This is a genomic window from Pararhizobium gei, from assembly GCF_029223885.1.
Lineage (GTDB): Bacteria > Pseudomonadota > Alphaproteobacteria > Rhizobiales > Rhizobiaceae > Pararhizobium > Pararhizobium gei.
Map to the genome: position 1 here is coordinate 3,488,638 of NZ_CP119409.1, position 15,419 is coordinate 3,504,056.

The 15,419-nt window shown below is 59.2% G+C and carries 21 protein-coding genes and 1 other RNA gene; 5 read left to right on the forward strand and 17 right to left on the reverse strand.

Features of this window, described 5'->3' with window-relative positions; genetic code table 11:
* Window positions 1–159: 159 nt before the first annotated feature.
* Window positions 160–612 carry a tol-pal system-associated acyl-CoA thioesterase gene (gene ybgC, locus PY308_RS16985; protein WP_275784879.1) on the reverse strand — a complete coding sequence of 151 codons (453 nt, stop codon included), beginning with the start codon at window positions 610–612 and terminating at the stop codon, window positions 160–162.
* A 121-nt stretch (window positions 613–733) separates the two neighbouring features.
* Here ybgC and PY308_RS16990 point away from each other — a divergent pair, with 121 nt between their 5' ends.
* From PY308_RS16990 to PY308_RS17000, 3 genes are read left to right on the forward strand one after another with little or no spacing between them, the layout of a single operon-like run.
* A complete protein-coding gene (locus PY308_RS16990) occupies window positions 734–1,954 on the forward strand; it encodes an NAD-dependent epimerase/dehydratase family protein (RefSeq protein ID WP_275784881.1) in 1,221 nt (406 codons plus the stop codon).
* Window positions 1,951–2,808 (forward strand): glycosyltransferase, encoded by an 858-nt coding sequence (locus PY308_RS16995; RefSeq protein WP_275784885.1) that lies wholly within the window; start codon window positions 1,951–1,953, stop codon window positions 2,806–2,808. The genes PY308_RS16990 and PY308_RS16995 overlap by 4 nt, the downstream gene beginning before the upstream one ends.
* A 13-nt stretch (window positions 2,809–2,821) precedes the next feature.
* Window positions 2,822–3,754, forward strand: coding sequence for an NAD-dependent epimerase/dehydratase family protein (locus PY308_RS17000; RefSeq protein WP_275784887.1), 933 nt, complete (start codon window positions 2,822–2,824; stop codon window positions 3,752–3,754).
* Here the strand turns inward: PY308_RS17000 and PY308_RS17005 are convergent.
* The 9 genes from PY308_RS17005 to ruvC form a co-directional block, all read right to left on the reverse strand.
* Window positions 3,751–3,969 carry a hypervirulence associated TUDOR domain-containing protein gene (locus PY308_RS17005; protein WP_275784890.1) on the reverse strand — a complete coding sequence of 73 codons (219 nt, stop codon included), beginning with the start codon at window positions 3,967–3,969 and terminating at the stop codon, window positions 3,751–3,753. The two genes, PY308_RS17000 and PY308_RS17005, sit on opposite strands and share 4 nt — an antisense overlap.
* Window positions 3,970–4,040: 71 nt before the next feature.
* On the reverse strand, window positions 4,041–4,913 hold the full coding sequence (locus PY308_RS17010; protein WP_275784893.1) for a metallophosphoesterase: 873 nt from the start codon (window positions 4,911–4,913) through the stop codon (window positions 4,041–4,043).
* Window positions 4,914–5,954, reverse strand: a complete 1,041-nt coding sequence (gene ruvB / locus PY308_RS17015) for a Holliday junction branch migration DNA helicase RuvB (protein ID WP_275784896.1) — start codon at window positions 5,952–5,954, stop codon at window positions 4,914–4,916.
* The gene (locus PY308_RS17020; RefSeq protein ID WP_275784898.1) at window positions 5,951–6,349 is read right to left on the reverse strand and encodes a type II toxin-antitoxin system VapC family toxin; all 399 of its coding nucleotides are present in this window, start codon (window positions 6,347–6,349) and stop codon (window positions 5,951–5,953) included. The genes ruvB and PY308_RS17020 overlap by 4 nt, the downstream gene beginning before the upstream one ends.
* A complete protein-coding gene (locus tag PY308_RS17025; RefSeq protein ID WP_275784901.1) occupies window positions 6,346–6,606 on the reverse strand; it encodes an AbrB/MazE/SpoVT family DNA-binding domain-containing protein in 261 nt (86 codons plus the stop codon). Before PY308_RS17025 ends, PY308_RS17020 begins: the two co-directional genes overlap by 4 nt.
* A 54-nt stretch (window positions 6,607–6,660) precedes the next feature.
* Window positions 6,661–7,278 (reverse strand): Holliday junction branch migration protein RuvA, encoded by a 618-nt coding sequence (ruvA, locus tag PY308_RS17030; protein ID WP_275784903.1) that lies wholly within the window; start codon window positions 7,276–7,278, stop codon window positions 6,661–6,663.
* Window positions 7,279–7,291: 13 nt separating this feature from the next.
* Window positions 7,292–7,705 (reverse strand): type II toxin-antitoxin system VapC family toxin, encoded by a 414-nt coding sequence (locus tag PY308_RS17035; protein WP_275784905.1) that lies wholly within the window; start codon window positions 7,703–7,705, stop codon window positions 7,292–7,294.
* A gap of 3 nt (window positions 7,706–7,708) precedes the next feature.
* Window positions 7,709–7,960: an AbrB/MazE/SpoVT family DNA-binding domain-containing protein gene (locus tag PY308_RS17040; RefSeq protein ID WP_275784906.1), complete on the reverse strand. Its 252-nt coding sequence runs from the start codon at window positions 7,958–7,960 to the stop codon at window positions 7,709–7,711.
* 44 nt (window positions 7,961–8,004) lie between these two features.
* The gene (ruvC, locus tag PY308_RS17045; RefSeq protein WP_275784909.1) at window positions 8,005–8,526 is read right to left on the reverse strand and encodes a crossover junction endodeoxyribonuclease RuvC; all 522 of its coding nucleotides are present in this window, start codon (window positions 8,524–8,526) and stop codon (window positions 8,005–8,007) included.
* Window positions 8,527–8,695: 169 nt separating this feature from the next.
* Between ruvC and PY308_RS17050 the strand changes: the two genes are divergently transcribed.
* On the forward strand, window positions 8,696–9,697 hold the full coding sequence (locus tag PY308_RS17050; protein ID WP_275784911.1) for an LLM class flavin-dependent oxidoreductase: 1,002 nt from the start codon (window positions 8,696–8,698) through the stop codon (window positions 9,695–9,697).
* A 75-nt stretch (window positions 9,698–9,772) separates the two neighbouring features.
* On the opposite strand, the gene PY308_RS17055 is transcribed toward PY308_RS17050, so the two are convergent.
* The 5 genes from PY308_RS17055 to PY308_RS17075 all read right to left on the reverse strand — a co-directional run bounded on the left by PY308_RS17055 (window position 9,773) and on the right by PY308_RS17075 (window position 13,479).
* Window positions 9,773–10,519, reverse strand: coding sequence for a YebC/PmpR family DNA-binding transcriptional regulator (locus tag PY308_RS17055; RefSeq protein WP_275784912.1), 747 nt, complete (start codon window positions 10,517–10,519; stop codon window positions 9,773–9,775).
* Window positions 10,520–10,606: 87 nt separating this feature from the next.
* Window positions 10,607–11,089 carry a hypothetical protein gene (locus tag PY308_RS17060; protein WP_275784914.1) on the reverse strand — a complete coding sequence of 161 codons (483 nt, stop codon included), beginning with the start codon at window positions 11,087–11,089 and terminating at the stop codon, window positions 10,607–10,609.
* Between the two features lie 16 nt (window positions 11,090–11,105).
* A complete protein-coding gene (locus PY308_RS17065) occupies window positions 11,106–11,942 on the reverse strand; it encodes an MBL fold metallo-hydrolase (RefSeq protein ID WP_275784916.1) in 837 nt (278 codons plus the stop codon).
* A 125-nt stretch (window positions 11,943–12,067) separates the two neighbouring features.
* On the reverse strand, window positions 12,068–12,892 hold the full coding sequence (locus PY308_RS17070) for a TIGR00282 family metallophosphoesterase (RefSeq protein WP_275784919.1): 825 nt from the start codon (window positions 12,890–12,892) through the stop codon (window positions 12,068–12,070).
* A gap of 2 nt (window positions 12,893–12,894) precedes the next feature.
* On the reverse strand, window positions 12,895–13,479 hold the full coding sequence (locus PY308_RS17075) for a 5-formyltetrahydrofolate cyclo-ligase (protein ID WP_275784922.1): 585 nt from the start codon (window positions 13,477–13,479) through the stop codon (window positions 12,895–12,897).
* 406 nt (window positions 13,480–13,885) lie between these two features.
* Here PY308_RS17075 and PY308_RS17080 point away from each other — a divergent pair, with 406 nt between their 5' ends.
* A complete protein-coding gene (locus tag PY308_RS17080; RefSeq protein ID WP_275784925.1) occupies window positions 13,886–14,791 on the forward strand; it encodes a LysR family transcriptional regulator in 906 nt (301 codons plus the stop codon).
* Between the two features lie 17 nt (window positions 14,792–14,808).
* Here the strand turns inward: PY308_RS17080 and ssrS are convergent.
* Window positions 14,809–14,967, reverse strand: a non-coding RNA gene (gene ssrS / locus PY308_RS17085) — 6S RNA.
* A gap of 58 nt (window positions 14,968–15,025) precedes the next feature.
* Window positions 15,026–15,403: a cell division protein ZapA gene (locus tag PY308_RS17090; protein ID WP_275784927.1), complete on the reverse strand. Its 378-nt coding sequence runs from the start codon at window positions 15,401–15,403 to the stop codon at window positions 15,026–15,028.
* Window positions 15,404–15,419: the final 16 nt, after the last annotated feature.

The following is a 15,419-nucleotide window of genomic DNA, read 5'->3' on the forward strand; positions in this document are numbered from 1 at the left end:
TTGCAAGATTGACCCGGCAGCCCCGCCGTACAACCGGCATCGTACCGGTCTCTAAGCGCCTGTCTGCCTTCTTGCGTTCAATCTTGGTGAAAGGATGACGTGCATCGCACAAAACCCTAATATGGCTATTAAGACATCATTATGGTTAAGAGTTCATTACTATGCTGCACTGCAGTCTCCGAGAAACTTTCTTGTCAAAGCTTCCGGAAGCCGGCGCGGCCGCCCTTGTGCGTTGATGATAGCGATGATGACCTTGGCGGCAATCAGCAGCGTGCCTTCGCGGCGGACCTCCTGGGAAAGCACCATTTTCGCGCCGCCGGCCTTTTCGGTCGTTGTGTTTACCGCCAGAATATCGTCCATTCGGGCAGGCGCCTTGAAGTCGATCTCCATGCGGTGAACCACGAAAACCAGCCCTTCCGTGTCGCCTTCGACCGCCATGGCCGCCTGCTCGACGCCGAGCAGGCGCAGATAATCCGTTCGCGCCCGCTCCATGAAATGGAGATAGCGGGCATGATAGACGACGCCGGAAAAATCCGTGTCCTCGTAATAGACCCTTTGTATCAGACGGTGCCCGGTGTCGGTAAGCTCGCCGGAAAGCGCGATCAGTGTCATTGAAACCCCCAATGTCTTCTTTGCTGTGGCGAAACAAAATCCGTTTGGCAAGCACTGTCGTTCTGTCACATTCGGCCCATATCACCGCAGGATGATTTTCCACACGAAGGAGATTGCGTGCATGAAAATTGCAGTCCTTGGCGGTGATGGCTTCGTCGGCTGGCCGACGGCCTTGCATTTGTCCGATGCCGGACATGAAATCCACATCCTCGACAATCTGTCGCGGCGCTGGATCGATACCGAACTTGGCGTTCAGTCGCTGACGCCGATGGACTCGATCCAGGAGCGAACCCGGATATGGCATGCTCAAACCGGTCGCCGCATCCATTTTCACCTGATCGACCTCTCCCGCGACTACGAGCTTCTGAAAAACTGGCTCGCCGAAAATCGCCCGGATGCTGTCGTCCATTTTGCCGAGCAACGCGCCGCGCCCTATTCCATGAAAAGCGACCGGCACAAGAACTACACGGTGAACAACAATATCAACGCCACCCACAATCTGCTGAACGCGCTGGTTGAGATCGGCCTCGACGCCCATCTCGTTCATCTTGGTACCATGGGGGTCTACGGCTATTCTACGGTGGGCGCAGCCATTCCGGAAGGATATCTGCCTGTCGGTATCGAAACCGAAGACGGTCGCACGGTAAGCCAGGAGATTCTCTACCCGGCCAATCCCGGCTCGATCTACCACATGACGAAGTGCCTCGATCAGTTGCTGTTCCAATTCTACGCCAAGAATGACGGCGTGCGGATCACCGATCTTCACCAGGGCATCGTCTGGGGCACGCATACCGAACAGACACGGCGGCATGAGCAGTTGATCAACCGCTTCGACTATGACGGCGACTATGGCACCGTGCTCAACCGCTTTCTGATACAGGCTGCAATCGGATATCCCCTGACAGTGCATGGTACCGGCGGCCAGACCCGCGCCTTCATTCACATCCAGGACTCCGTTCGCTGCATTGAGCTGGCCTTGACGAACCCGCCGCAACGGGGTGCCCGCGTCGAAATCTTCAACCAGATGACCGAGACGCACCGGATCAAGGATCTTGCCCAGATGATCGCCGGCCTCACCGGCTCCGAAATTGCCTGGCTGCCGAACCCGCGCAAGGAAGCGGCGGAAAACGACCTCGTCGTCCGCAATGAAAAATTTCAGACGCTCGGCCTCAACCCGACGAAACTGAAGGACGGATTGCTGTCGGAAATCGTTGATGTCGGCAGAAAATATGCCTATCGCGTCGATCGCAGCCGTGTGCCCGCAGTCTCGGCCTGGACGAAGGATATTGCCGGCAGGGTCAATCATGATCCGGAGGGTCTCCGGCTGAAATCCGTATCATGACGCGGTCGGTTCCCCGGGTGGAGGGATTGCAGGTATCAAGGGAGCCGGCATCACGCTGTGCGTTCGTCACCCTGGTGACCAATGCCGACTATGCCATGGGGGCGACGGCGCTTGCCCGCTCCCTTCGACTGACGGGCACCGCCGCGGATATCCTGGTTTTGCACACACGCGGCGTGGCTTTGGACCGGCTGGCGCCACTCGCAGCCCTCGACTGTCGCCTCGTACAGACCGACCTCTTACCCCTGTCGGACGCGTTCAACGACCGTCATGCACGTCGAAACGTTCATGAAGCCGCACCCTTCACCAAGGGACGAAAACCTGACTTCCATTCGCCGCTCGACAATTTCTGCAAGCTGCGACTTTGGCAGCTCATCGAGTATGAGCGCTGCATCTTCATCGATGCCGATGCGCTGGTCTTGAAAAATATCGACCGCTATTTCGACTATCCGGAATTTTCCGCGGCACCCAATGTCTACGAGAGCCTGTCAGACTTTCATCGGCTGAACTCAGGCGTTTTCGTCGCCCGCCCCTCGACCGGGACGTTCCAAGCCATGCTAAGCCGGCTGGATATGCCTGGAGCCTTCTGGCCACGCACGGACCAGACCTTTCTACAAAATTTCTTTCCGGATTGGCACGGACTGCCTGTCACGATGAACATGCTGCAATATGTTTGGTTCAACATGCCGGCGCTCTGGAACTGGCCATCGATCGGTGTATTGCATTACCAATATGAAAAGCCGTGGGAAAAGGATCACCCCAAGGCGGAAATGCTGCAGCCTCTGATCGATCTCTGGCATGCCTTCTTCACGGGAGACGGTATCCCGGACATAGGAACACTTGCCAACCCGGCTTGACATTAGGAAGCTCATGACACGCGTTCTTGTTTCCGGCGGCACTGGCTACGCGGGCCGCTTCATCGTCGAGCACCTGCTGACCAAAGGCTACAAGGTCACGGTCGGTGGACGCGCGCAGCCCGCAACGGGATACTTTTCCACGGAGGTACCGTTCATACCCTTGGTTCTCGACCCAGACCGTGACCAGATCGACGTCTTCGACAATATCTACTACTTCGTGCACGCCGCCTTCGACCATGTGCCCGGCCGGTATCGCGGCGGCGAGGGGAGCGACCCCGCAGGATTTCGGCGTGCTAATCTCGATGGAACGATGCGGCTGTTCGAAGCTGCCCGCGATGCCGGTGTGCGGCGCTGCATCTTTCTCTCGAGTCGCGCCGCCTACGGACCGCAACCGCCGGGGGTTCCGCTCGGGGAACACATGTACGGCAAGCCAAATACGCTTTATGGCGAAGTAAAATTGCAGGCGGAACGAGGTTTGCTCGCTCTTTGCGGCCACGGTTTCGTCACCGCAAGTCTGCGGCCGACCGGGATTTATGGTGAAGCCGGCCCTGGCCGGCACCACAAATGGACCTCGCTGTTCGAGACTTACCTTTCCGGAAAGGGTGTTTTGCCACGCGCGGGAACTGAGGTCCATGGCAACGATGTCGCGACCGCGGTGCGGTTTATGCTGGAAGCCGATGCTCTCAGGATCAATGGCGAAACCTTCAATGTGTCCGATGTTTTGACCGACACCCGCGAAATCCTGACAATCCTCCAGCGGGCGACCGACTGTCCCCATCCCCTCCCGGCGGAGGCGGACAAAGCCGCATATAATCCAATGTCCTGCTGCAAACTAGAGGCCTTGGGCTGGAGAGCCGGAGGCATCGGCTTGATGCACCGGACAATTGAGGCTCTTGCCGATACCACCCATTTCGAAATGCGTCCCAAATCCGAAAGCTTGGTCTAAGAGGCTTTTTTCAGCTCGGACTGGCTTTTCAGGACGTGTCCACCATCCTGCTGCTCTACGAGGTAGGCCGGTTCCTCAACCGAGGCGTTGCGCTTGATGTGCTGCCCCTTGATCGTTCGTTCGACCGTGTCGGTGAAAGTTTCGACGATTTTCCCCTCGCCTTTCCCTTTACCCCAGGACCACTCGACCCTGCTGCCCTTGCGAAACTGCGTCATGCCTTGCTCCCGTTTCAACAGAAATGCCGGACGCGCTGCGAGGTTCCCGGACAAATGACTGCGGTGGGCGTCTACCCAAGTTCGACGACGACGATTTCCGGCGGCGACCCGAAACGAACCGGCAGAACCGAGGTGCCGAGACCGCCGGAAACGATGAGATCGCGCCCTTCCTCGACGATATGACCATAGGCGTAGCGGTTGCGAAACCGGGAGGGCACGACCGGCGAATAACCGAACAGGCGAAGCTGGCCGCCATGGGTGTGCCCGGACAAGGTCACGGCAACGCGGGCAGGCACGGTCGGAAAGACATCCGGCTCATGCGCCATCAGGATCACCGGCGCATCGTCGGTGACCTGCGCCAATGTGGAAGACAGGTCGTCCAGTCCCGACCGCGGACCGATCTGGTCGGCGAGGCCCGCCAGCCAGAAGGCTTCCCCATCCTTCTCGAAGCGAATGGCCTGGTTTTCGTAAAGGGGCACATGGATCAACGACAGCGCCCCATGAACCAGCGTTGGTCCCTTCCCCGCGGCCATGGCAGCGGGATCGTCCAGCCAGTCGTGATTTCCCATCACCGCATGAATGCCGAGGGGCGCTTTGAGCCGGCCAAGTTCACGCGCCCAATCGGCCGGCGCGATATTGGCCGTCCTCAGCCGCATGCCGGATAGAAAGTCGCCCAGAAGCAGGATCATATCGCCGCCGAGGAGATTGGCCTGCTCGCAAATCGCACCGATCCGTGCCGCCGGCATCCAGGGCGTGCACGCGTGAATATCGGCGAGGATCACGAGCCTCAGTTTCAAGCCGGCGGGCCAGTTGCGCGGCACGAGGCTGTAGCGCGTCACCCGCGGCTGCCGCGCGGGCTCGATCCCGACGGCATAGGCGCCGGTCGCCACGCCGCTCAAAAGCATACTCGCAACCGTCGCAAGCAGACCGCGCCTGGTGACCACTCAATCATCCTCCTGGAACAGGCGAAACTGGCTCGCTTCCAGATCCCTCGGCATCTGCAGACCAAGATGCTTCCAGGCATTGGCCGTCAGCACCCGGCCGCGCGGCGTGCGCTGAATAAATCCCTGCTGGATCATGTAGGGCTCTATGATGTCTTCGATGGCGTCCCGTGGCTCCGAAAGGCCTGCGGCGATCGTCTCGATACCGACCGGCCCGCCGCCGAAGTTTAGTGCGATCATCGTGAGATACCGCTTGTCCAATTGGTCGAGGCCCATATTGTCGACCAGAAGCCTGGTGAGCGCCTCGTCCGCGATCGTCTTGGTCACAGCCTCGGCCTTCGCGACCTCGGCGAAATCGCGCACGCGCCGCAGAAGCCGCCCCGCGATGCGCGGCGTGCCGCGTGAACGGCGGGCGATCTCGCGCGCACCCTCATCCGTTATGCCAAGCCCCATCAGCCGCGCGCCGCGCCGAACGATCAGTTCCAGTTCTTCAACCGTATAGAAGCTGAGCCGCACCGGAATGCCGAAACGGTCGCGAAGCGGCGTCGTCAGCAGGCCGAGACGCGTGGTGGCCGCGACCAGCGTGAACTTCGACAGGTCGATTTTCACCGACCGTGCAGACGGCCCTTCCCCGATGATCAGGTCGAGCTGGAAATCCTCCATGGCCGGATAGAGGATTTCCTCGACTGCCGGGTTTAGGCGGTGGATCTCATCGATGAACAGCACATCGCGGTCTTCCAGATTGGTGAGCAGAGCCGCAAGATCGCCTGCCTTGGCGATGACCGGCCCGGAGGTGGAACGGAAATTGACGCCCAGCTCCTTTGCCATGATCTGCGCCAGCGTCGTCTTGCCCAAGCCCGGCGGCCCGACGAAAAGCACGTGATCAAGCGCCTCGCCGCGGTTCTTCGCCGCCTCGATGAACACCTTGAGGTTGGCACGCGCTTCCGCCTGGCCGGTAAACTCGTCCAGCGATTGCGGACGCAGCGTCGTATCGAGGTCCTCGCCACGCTTTTCCGGGGTGATCAGGCGCGCGGCATCGGTCATGCGAGGAGTTCCATTCCGGGGACTGCCTTGGCAGCACGGGCATCAAAGGTTGCGGTGTGGTCGCAACCGGCATTGATGTTCTTCAAAGCGAGAAAGACATCGGTGAATTCTTCGCCGCTTCTGATCATCTCATCCAGCGCAAGCTCGACCAGAGGCTCGTCTTCAAGAACGATATTGGTCGAGTCGAGGAACCCGGAAAGGACGGCAATCAATTCCTGTCGTGTCATTTTAATCCGTCGCCGTGCCGTCCAGATAAATTCAATCAGAACGATGGTATTGATATAGGCGGGCTTTTCAGCATCCACACTCTCAAAAAAACGCCGAGCGATGCGCGAATGCGCGACATCGTCGTGCAAAATAAAACGCAACAACACATTGGTATCGATACCGATCATTTTGGACCCATGGCGTGCTCGGCAATGGCGTCGCCCACGATCTCGTCCATTTCTGCCAATGTCATCGCCTGCATACCGGGCCTGTGCAAAATTCCGGCAAGATCGACGGCACGCTTGTTTTTGGCCTTGATGACGATTTCGCCGTTACGGACGACATAGCGTATTTTATCACCCGGCTTGAGTTGCAACATATCGCGGACTTCAGCAGGCACGGTCGTCTGCCCCTTCGACGTCATCGTTCCATAAAAGATGTTCATCCCGGATCTCCTTACGTTTCAACTCTAGTAAGGATCGACCTAAAAAACAAGGAATCACCGTGCGAGTTCTCTCAGGCCCAGGCGGATCAGCTTGGCGCTGTCGGCTCCTTCGCCTCCGTTCTTCAGGGCCGCTGCCACCGCATTGGCCGCCTGATCGCGCGAATAGCCGAGATTGCTAAGCGCCGACACGGCATCGGAGACCGGCGCGGCCGCGATGCCTTCGCCAAGCTCCTGCTTCAGGCCGATATTGGCGGCCATTTCCCCGGCAAAGGCGGGGGCCTTATTCTTGAGTTCCGTCATGATCCGTATCGCCACCTTTGGACCGACGCCGGGCGCACGCGACACCGCCGTCTTGTCCTGCAGGGCGATGGCATTTGCCAATTCGCCGGGCGTTAAGACGGAAAGAACGGCCAGTGCCACCTTGGAGCCGACACCCTGAACGCTCTGCAGCAACCGGAACCACTCCCGTTCGAGCGCGGTCATGAACCCGAACAGACGTAGCTGGTCTTCGCGAACATAGGTCTCAATGAACAGGATGACGGCGTCACCCGGCGTGCCGATCCTCGAAAGCGTCCGCGAGGAGCAATGGGCGACATAGCCGACCCCATGGACATCGACCACCACATGGTCGTCGCCGATCTCGTCGATCGTTCCCTTGAGCTTGCCGATCATTTCGAAAGATCTTTCATGGGTGGGTTTCCGGCGTGATCAGATCGACTAAGGGGAAATAGGCACGATAGCCCTTAGGGTCTCGCGTTAACAGCGTGTGCCCGCGAATGGCAGCGTGCGCGCCGATAAGAAAATCGGGCATAACCCGCTCGCGACCGCCGCCGGCCAGCCTATACTTGCGAAAAGCAGCACCAGCGGCAAACGCCGCAGTCCATGGCAGGTTCTCCCGACTGTATTCGGCTTCCGGCAATAGGCGATCAACATCCTCGATATGACTGTAGCGCACGGAAAATTCAGCATAAACGACAGGATTGATGACGAGCGCACCCAGTTTTGCGGCAGCAAGAAGGTGTGCCCTCGACCAATTCAACCAATTCGGATCACGAACGGCAACATCGACCAGAACATTCGTATCCACCAACGTCGCCATCGATCACCGGTCCCGCGTCATCTGCATCAGCCTGTCGGCATCGATCTCCTGATCACCTGTTCCCTCGAGCCGCTCCAGCGCCTCCAGAAACCGCTCGAGCCGGCCGCGATCTTCTTGCTCCGTCCGGCTGTCCTTGGGAACGATGGTCAGCTTGCCACCCTCCATCGAGAAAATGACCTCGCTGTTCGGCGTTATGCCTGCCAATTCCCGCAAGTCCCTTGGAATGGTAACCTGCCCCTTCGATGTCACACGCATAACTGTCTCCTTTAGGTAAGAAATATCCTTACCGTGAGAACAAGTCAAGAACAAACTCCGGAGAGTGCGGCCATGCGGAGCTGCGCGGCACCGCGGTTATGGGCGTGGCAGATCGCGATCGCCAGTGCGTCGGCAGCATCATTGCCTTTGAACTCCGCCTTTGGCATCAGGATTTTCAGCATCATGTGGATCTGCTGCTTTTCTCCGTGCCCGACGCCGATGACGGACTTCTTAACAGCGTTCGGAGCATATTCCGCTACCCTCAAACCGGCTCTCGCCGGCACCAGCATCGCGATGCCGCGGGCCTGGCCGAGCTTGAGGGTCGCAACCGCGTCCTTGTTGACGAAAGTTTGCTCTACGGCTGCCTCATCCGGCTTGTGCAGATGGATCACATCGACAAGTCCGTCATGCAACTGGCAAAGCCGCGAGGCGAGATCCATGTCGCCGTCCGAGGTCACAGTTCCAGAGGCCACGAAACGCAGCGAATTTCCAAGCGTATCGATGACGCCCCAGCCTGTTCGGCGCAGGCCCGGGTCGATCCCAATGATGCGAATCGTGTTTTGCATGGTTTGACCCTATTCGTCTTGCCGGAAAGCTGCCAGCAAAATGTGAACAAAACAAAAACATCGGCTGAAATCGGGGCAACAAGCCATGATATTGCCACGCCTCTCTTTGATTGACGAAATTCGATCTTACATGGATATCAATCAATTCTGCTGATCGGAGATTTTCATCATGGTTCCGTTTTCCATTCTCGATCTGTCACCGGTCACGCAAGGCTCGACCGTTTCGCAGGCCCTTCAGAATTCCCGGCGTCTGGCGCAGGAAGCGGAGGCCGCGGGATACAAGCGGTTCTGGCTGGCCGAACATCACGGCATGAAAGGCATAGCCAGCGCTGCGACCGCAATCGTGATCTCGCATGTCGCCGCCGGCACGAAAACGATCCGCGTTGGCTCGGGCGGCATTATGCTGCCAAACCACTCGCCGCTTGTTATAGCCGAACAGTTCGGAACGCTGGAGGCGCTGTATCCGGGCCGTATCGATCTTGGACTTGGCCGGGCGCCCGGCACGGATATGCGCACGGCAAGCGCGCTGCGCCGGAACATGGAGGCCAGCGCCAATAATTTTCCGAATGACGTGGTAGAACTGCAGGCATTGCTCGGACCGGTCAGGGATGGGCAGGATCTGATCGCCATACCCGGGGCGGACAGCAACGTACCCCTCTGGCTGCTGGGTTCCAGCCATTTCAGCGCTCATTTGGCGGGCATGCTGGGCCTTCCCTTCGCCTTCGCCTCGCATTTCGCGCCGGACATGCTGCTCTCGGCACTGGAGATCTACCGGGAACGTTTCGAGCCGTCGCAATATCTTGACAAGCCCTACGCCATGGTCGGCATCATGGGCGTCGCGGCGGAAACCGATGCGAAGGCTGATCATCTTTTCACGTCGATGCAGCAATCCTTCGTAGCGCTGCGCCGCAATGCCCGTGGACAGTTCCCACCGCCAGTCGACAGCATGGACGGGCATTGGAGCGAGACCGAAAAAATCTTTGTTGACCACGCCATGAGCTATGCCGTCGTCGGCGGACCTGAGACCATAAGCAGGAAACTCGATGGCTTCATCGCGCAGACGCAAGCCGACGAGGTGATCGTGTCCATGCCGATCTTCGATATGGAAGCGCGGCTGAGATCGGTCCGCCTGTTTGCGGAGGCCCGACAGGAACTTTCGCAAGCCGCGTGATTGAAATAATCCGGGGAAAACAAAAAACGGCCGCAGGCACACGCCAGCGGCCGTTTTCGTTTGGTCAAGGTGAGATCAGGCCGAGAGTTTCGCCATGATTTCGTCGGAGACTTCGAAATTCGTATAGACGTTCTGCACGTCGTCGTCGTCCTCCAGCGTGTCGATGAGCTTCATCAGCGACTGGGCGCGCTCTTCGTCGACCGGGACCGTGTTCTGCGGCTTCCAGATGGCCTTGACGGTCTCGGCTTCGCCAAGCGTTGCCTCAAGCGCCTTCGACACCTCGCCAATATCCTCGAAACCGCAGATGATGTAGTGGCCGTCCTCGTCCGTCGTCACATCCTCCGCACCGGCGTCGATGGCCGCCTCCATCACCTTGTCGGCGCTGCCGGCGGACAGCTTGTAGGAAATTTCCCCGACGCGGTCGAAGGAGAAGGACACAGATCCGGTTTCGCCAAGCGCGCCGCCGGCCTTGGTGAAGGTCGAGCGGACATTGGAGGCGGTGCGGTTGCGGTTGTCGGTCAGCGCTTCGACGATGACGGCGACACCACCTGGGCCATAGCCTTCATAGCGGACTTCCTCGTAGTTTTCGCCATCGGCACCCGAGCCTTTCTTGATGGCGCGCTCGATATTGTCCTTCGGCATCGACTGGGCCTTGGCGTTCTGGATCGCCAGACGCAGGCGGGCGTTCATGGTGGGATCGGGCAGACCACCCTTGACCGCAACGGTGATTTCGCGCGCAAGCTTGGAGAACATTTTCGACCGCACCGCGTCCTGCCGGCCCTTGCGGTGCATGATGTTTTTGAACTGTGAATGGCCGGCCATGGCGCCCTCTTCGCATATGTATAATGTTAGGATTGGGGCGCCTTATAGTTTCATTGGCGGCGTGCGTCCAGAAGGCGGGACGGTTTTTCAGTCGGCGCTGATCCGCTTGCGGCTGAGGAAGAAGGAGTGCCCGTCGGCACGGTTGCAGGAGAGCCCCGTTCGACCCGACAGACAGGAGAACGGTCCGGCCGTCCAGGTCTCGCCGTAGTCCAACACGGGGCCGGACGCACAGCAGCCCTGGTCGCCCACATCCTTCAGAAGCATGGCCGGCCCATGCGCGGCCAATGTCGCCCGGATATATCGCGGCTCCACCCGATCGCAGGACAATTCAGGGCCGCCATCGGCGGGCTGGTAATGCGCGACGCCACCCCGCGGCGTGTAGACACATCCGATATTGCCGGAGGGCAGAACAAACTCCCGCTGCCGACCGTAACTTTTTGTCGCGGTCTCCGGCACGGTGGTCACCTTCCCGCCGTCCGCTGTGGGTGTGCGCGGCGGAGGGGCGCCATCGGCCACAGCTGAGGATGCCGCGGAAAGGAACGCGATCAGGGCGGCCGCAAAAAACTTCATGACATCAATCCCGGGGTCAGACTCCCTGGAGAATATAAATGAGCGGCTTCTTTGGCAAGGAACGCAACGAGACCGTTACACTTGCCCCGGACGCGAAACTCCTGTCGAAGCGGTCATCGAACATTTGCAGGAAGTTCGTGACCGGCGGGCCGCGGCGATGCATGGGCAGAATCAGCGCCGACCGCAGCCGCGTCACGACGCGGCTCATGCTCTCGGCGCCCATGGTCAGGCCGCCATCGACAGGAACCATCACCACGTCAAGCCGTCCGATCTCGGCATAGTCAGTATCATCCAGTTCGTGATGCAGATGGCCGAGATGCCCGATGCACAACCCCGCCGCTTCGATGATGAAGATGGAATTGCCATCCGGCTCCATAGCCCCACCAAACGATCGGATATCGGTCGTGACATTGCGGATATAGGCATCCCCGACCGTCACATCATGGTCGGCCGGCTTGCCGTCGTCGCCCCATCCGTGCAGAACGTGCTTGATCCCCGGATCGGGCGTCAGCGTGTAGTGGCTGGAATGGGCCTTGTTCATGGTGACCACATCAGGCGTCTTCGGTGGCGCATACCATCCGCTGAAATCCGTCGCGATCGACACGCCGCCGGGTGTCTCGATCAGGAAGGTCGAATGGCCGACATAGCTGATCGTCACCTCGTCCTTTGCGCTTGCCTGCGTATTCACCGCGACATCAGGTTTGAAGCTTGCAAATGTGACATTGGGAAGCGACTGCGCGATCGCCTGGCATTGGCTGACAGCCGTTGCTTCCTGCGCGTGGGCCGGCAATGGCGCCAGAAAATACGAGAGCGCCATCAGGGCAAATGCGATCTGCAAGATCCGCGACATCATGCACCTCTGAGCCAAGGTTGGCATGGTGAGCGAGAATAGGCAGGATACCCGCAAGGTCCAGCGCAGATTGACGGGCGCCGCTCACAATCGCGTCATTGCAAAGAGGCACGCCCTCTTGCTCGCACCTATGCCCAGAAAGCCGGAATTGTTTCCGCCAGGCGTGGCCCGATCCGCAGCGGCGCAATGTTTTCGGCAAGACCCGTCCTGTCGGAAATATCGACGCCGACGCCACAGATCGTTGCCGGACCCGAGGCCGCCTCGAAGCGGCCCTTCGGCATTTTGGAAATGAACCGGTTGAGCGGCTCCTCCTTCTCCATGCCGAGCGAACTGTCATAGTCCCCGCACATTCCCGCATCCGACATATAGGCCGTGCCGCCATTGAGGATCTGGTGATCAGCCGTCGGCACATGGGTATGGGTGCCGACGACGAAACTGGCGCGGCCATCGACGAAATGCCCGAAACATTGCTTTTCGCTGGTCGCCTCCGCATGAAAATCGAACACGATCGCATCCGCCTGCTCTTTCAAGGGGCAGGCATCGAGAATGGCCTCCGCCGCCTTGAAGGGATCGTCCAGCTCCGGATGCATGAAGACGCGTCCCATGACGTTGGATACCAGAACACGCGCGCCGTTGCGGGCGAAATAGAGGTTGGATCCCCGCCCCGGCGTTCCCGCCGGGTAATTGGCCGGACGCAGGAACTGGTCATGCCGCTCGCAGAAGGTAACGGCCTCTTTCTGGTCCCAGACATGGTTGCCGGTCGTTACGACATCGGCACCGGCATTGATGGTTTCGAGAAAGATATCCTCGGTGATGCCGAAGCCGCCCGCGGCATTCTCCCCGTTGACGATCACGAAATCGAGCTTGAGGTCGCTGATCAGTCCGGGCAACCGGTTCCAGACCGCCGTTCGGCCGGTCTTGCCGACCATATCACCCAGAAACAGAAGTCTCATCTTTACCAATTCCCATTCAAGACCCGAAGCCCGCTTTCCGTCAGCACGGCGTCCAGCGCAACGTCATGCGGCTCGGCAGGCACTGATGCCACTTCCTGGCAGTCGAATGCAATGCCGATCAGTCGCGGCTGGCGGCCTTTTCGGTGCAAAAGGTCGATGGCGCGATCATAATAGCCGGCGCCGTAACCGATCCTGTGGCCGGTTCGGTCGAAGGCCGCCAGCGGCACGAGCATGATGTCGGGATCGACGACCGGAGCATCGTCCCCCGGGCCCGTCGTACCGAAGCCGGTATCGACAAGAGGAGCGCCGGGCACAAGTTCGCGAAACACGATCGTGGTTTTGTCAAGAATGGCAGGCACGCAGAGACGGGCACCACGCGCGCCAAGCTGTTCCATCAACGGACGGATATCGACCTCGGAGCGGATCGGCGAAAAACCGGAAACGATCTGCCCCGGCTCGATCTCTATCGCATTGCCGCCGAATTCTCGCATCTTCAGGCTCGCCGCAGCCCGTGCCTCGGACGCCATCGCATCACGCAGGACCAGCCGTTCTGTGCGGAGTCCCGCCTTAAGTGTTCTCGATGTCATGCGATTTCCTCTGCCTGTCATCCTCTTCCTATTCCAATAAGTCTGAAAAAGGAAAGTCGAGCACGATAAGGAAGACCCAGCCTGAGAAGCGATAGCTTGAGCAGGAAAGGAAGATTGATTTCATAACATCCAAAATCTGTCCCGATTGCGTTCGAAGCAATGGACCGGCTCAGATCGAGCATCAATCCCGATATCGTCAATAAGATGCACATTTTTGCGCAGACGCAGGTTCCTGAGATCGCGTGCAACGAGCCGCCGCAAGCGCCGCTCCTCAGCCCAAGACAGCATTCGCTTCAGATATAAAGCGGGAAACGTGGCGATCGATCTTTTGTGTTGCATGGTCGGATCCGACAGGAGGTCGCCGAGTGTCGGTCAAAGATTGACATCAATCCAACGAATTGAAACAATGGCTGTCATTCGAAAATCTGATGACAAAATGACCGCACCTCTCGATAGCGACCTTCTGCGAACGTTTATCGCCGTTGCCGACCATGGCAATTTCACCAGGGCCGGCGAAACCGTGGGGCGAACTCAATCGGCCGTCAGCATGCAGATCCGCAAACTAGAGGATCTTCTCGGCGAGCATTTGTTTGATCGGGGATCGCGCGGCGTCAGTATGACGCGCCACGGATTGCGCCTCATCGACAACGCCCGCCGGATTGTCGCCTTGCTGGACGACACGGCAGTCACTATCCGCCAGCCTGCGCTGGACGGTGCAATCAGAATCGGCATTTCGGAGGAATATATGGGTTCGGCCCTGCCAAAGGCGCTGGGAGCCTTCGTGACGGTTCATCCGGGCGTGGAAGTCAGCGTGCTGCAAGGCGTCTCCGTGTCCAATCTGGCAGCGCTGGAAGCTGGCGAGATCGACATCGCGGTTGTCTTCGAACCTGGAGGACCGACGACCAGTGAGGTGTTGACGGTGGACCCCACCGTCTGGGTCACGTCGGACCAACACCGGGTGCATGAGCGCTTCCCGGTTCCGATCGCCACCTACACCTATCTGAAGGGCGGCTGGTGCGATGCGCTGGCATTGAAGGTTCTGGAACGTCGCGGAATTCAAAGCCGGATTGCCTATAGCAGCCTGACCAGCAACGGGCTGAGCGCCGCAGTGAGTTCAGGTCTTGCGATTGCTCCGATGACGCGCAGCAACATTCCGGCGGGTTGCCGCGAACTGACGGCTGCGGATGGATATGATATTATCGATTTCTCGAATGTGGTTCTGAAAACAAGGCTGGGGCGCAGGAACGGGCGCATCGTCGAAGCAATGTCAAATGCGATCAGAGATGCATTTCGCACGCCGATCGCGCCATAGGTCCGAAGAATACGAAGGTGCGATCCACGCAACCGATGGATTTTTTACGATCCTGGGTGCCTACAAACGTAGGTGGGCGCCATATGTCCAGGCCCACGAGCCTGGCCAGGGACAGCTCCCGTTGGATCGAGTATGGCCCCAGGGATTGTGGTTCCTGTCGGGAAGCGCAGACCGCATGAACAATATAGAGTGCGTCGGCGACTTGCGCCAGTGGCTGCGTCAAACTTCTGACATTCAGTTGGCCGTAGGGGCCGGCTTGCCGCCGAGTTTGGTGGCGATGGCCTGTATCTGGTTGGTCACGTCGGAAATCACCGAGACGAGGGCTTCCTCATTTTTCTGCTGATCGGCTGCACTGGAATCCCGGCTCTGCCTGAGAGTGTCGGCTTCCGTCTGCAGGCTTGTCAGTTTGCGGTTCACCTCGCTCAGCTCGTCCATGACCATGATGCCGGCCATCACGGTGAGGCGCAGATCGCCGATTTCGCCGAACTGGGATTTCAGATGGCTGACATACTGGTCGAAGCGGCTGGCGAGATCCGTCAGATGACCCTGCTGCCCTTCCTCGCAGGCCATGCGATAGGCCTTGCCGTCGATGTTTACCGTTACCTGCGCCATAGCGTCACCTGCCCGC

Coding starts and splice junctions, on each gene's coding strand:
- PY308_RS16990 (WP_275784881.1), top strand. CDS start 734: ATGAAAATTGCAGTCCTTGGCGGTGATGGCTTCGTCGGCTGGCCGACG.
- PY308_RS17090 (WP_275784927.1), bottom strand. CDS start 15,403: ATGGCGCAGGTAACGGTAAACATCGACGGCAAGGCCTATCGCATGGCC.
- PY308_RS17060 (WP_275784914.1), bottom strand. CDS start 11,089: ATGAAGTTTTTTGCGGCCGCCCTGATCGCGTTCCTTTCCGCGGCATCC.
- ybgC (WP_275784879.1), bottom strand. CDS start 612: ATGACACTGATCGCGCTTTCCGGCGAGCTTACCGACACCGGGCACCGT.
- PY308_RS17075 (WP_275784922.1), bottom strand. CDS start 13,479: ATGACATCGAGAACACTTAAGGCGGGACTCCGCACAGAACGGCTGGTC.
- PY308_RS17050 (WP_275784911.1), top strand. CDS start 8,696: ATGGTTCCGTTTTCCATTCTCGATCTGTCACCGGTCACGCAAGGCTCG.
- ruvA (WP_275784903.1), bottom strand. CDS start 7,278: ATGATCGGCAAGCTCAAGGGAACGATCGACGAGATCGGCGACGACCAT.
- PY308_RS17080 (WP_275784925.1), top strand. CDS start 13,886: ATGGCTGTCATTCGAAAATCTGATGACAAAATGACCGCACCTCTCGAT.
- PY308_RS17035 (WP_275784905.1), bottom strand. CDS start 7,705: ATGGCGACGTTGGTGGATACGAATGTTCTGGTCGATGTTGCCGTTCGT.
- PY308_RS17020 (WP_275784898.1), bottom strand. CDS start 6,349: ATGATCGGTATCGATACCAATGTGTTGTTGCGTTTTATTTTGCACGAC.
- PY308_RS17000 (WP_275784887.1), top strand. CDS start 2,822: ATGACACGCGTTCTTGTTTCCGGCGGCACTGGCTACGCGGGCCGCTTC.
- PY308_RS17025 (WP_275784901.1), bottom strand. CDS start 6,606: ATGAACATCTTTTATGGAACGATGACGTCGAAGGGGCAGACGACCGTG.
- ruvC (WP_275784909.1), bottom strand. CDS start 8,526: ATGCAAAACACGATTCGCATCATTGGGATCGACCCGGGCCTGCGCCGA.
- PY308_RS17055 (WP_275784912.1), bottom strand. CDS start 10,519: ATGGCCGGCCATTCACAGTTCAAAAACATCATGCACCGCAAGGGCCGG.
- PY308_RS17065 (WP_275784916.1), bottom strand. CDS start 11,942: ATGATGTCGCGGATCTTGCAGATCGCATTTGCCCTGATGGCGCTCTCG.
- ruvB (WP_275784896.1), bottom strand. CDS start 5,954: ATGACCGATGCCGCGCGCCTGATCACCCCGGAAAAGCGTGGCGAGGAC.
- PY308_RS17040 (WP_275784906.1), bottom strand. CDS start 7,960: ATGCGTGTGACATCGAAGGGGCAGGTTACCATTCCAAGGGACTTGCGG.
- PY308_RS17070 (WP_275784919.1), bottom strand. CDS start 12,892: ATGAGACTTCTGTTTCTGGGTGATATGGTCGGCAAGACCGGCCGAACG.
- PY308_RS16995 (WP_275784885.1), top strand. CDS start 1,951: ATGACGCGGTCGGTTCCCCGGGTGGAGGGATTGCAGGTATCAAGGGAG.
- PY308_RS17005 (WP_275784890.1), bottom strand. CDS start 3,969: ATGACGCAGTTTCGCAAGGGCAGCAGGGTCGAGTGGTCCTGGGGTAAA.